The 567-nt window shown below is 61.9% G+C and carries 1 pseudogene; it reads right to left on the bottom strand.

The features are described 5' to 3' along the window. Nucleotides 1–384, bottom strand: a pseudogene (locus DNK89_RS23830) (hypothetical protein); the annotation flags it as partial. Between the last annotated feature and the right edge of the window lie 183 nt (nt 385–567).

Here is a 567-nt window from a genome sequence, read left to right as displayed (position 1 = left end):
GATACGCAGCCGCGCCGTCCCTTCCGGAACAGTGGGCGGACGGATGGCGCGAATATCGAAGCCTCGTTGTTGCAAGGATGCCGCGACGGCGACCGCTGCGCGATCCGCGCCGATGATCACCGGAAGAATTTGCGAACCGGACGGCGCGACGCTGCAGCGGCGATAGAGTTCATCGCCCGCGAACCGGACCAGCCGCGCAAGCCGCTCGCGGCGCTCCGGATTGGTCCTGGAAATATGAATGGCCGCACGGGTGATCGCCGCGATCAACGGCGCGTGGACGCGCCATTCCAGCGGGGTGACCTTGTCCTTGACCTTTTCCCACAGCGGGTGGGTCGCGGCCTCGACCTCAGGGGTGAAGTCGAAAGGAGAGAAACCGTCGGCCATCTCAAACCTCTTTATGCTCAAACTGAGCATTTAAGGGTCCCTGAAAAACGCCGACCGCTTGTCGGGGCCGCCGGCGCCTCCCTTATGCTAAATATGAGCAAAAGGGTGTATCTCATATAGACCCGCCGCCGGGCCGTGGGAAGGGGCCAGATTCGATATTCCGATCACGAATTGTGCGAGGTT

It is taken from the genome of Acidovorax sp. ST3 (assembly GCF_003231145.1).
Lineage (GTDB): Bacteria > Pseudomonadota > Gammaproteobacteria > Burkholderiales > Burkholderiaceae_C > Acidovorax.
Note: the sequence above shows the minus strand (reverse complement) of the source record. Positions and strands in the feature narration are given on the sequence as shown.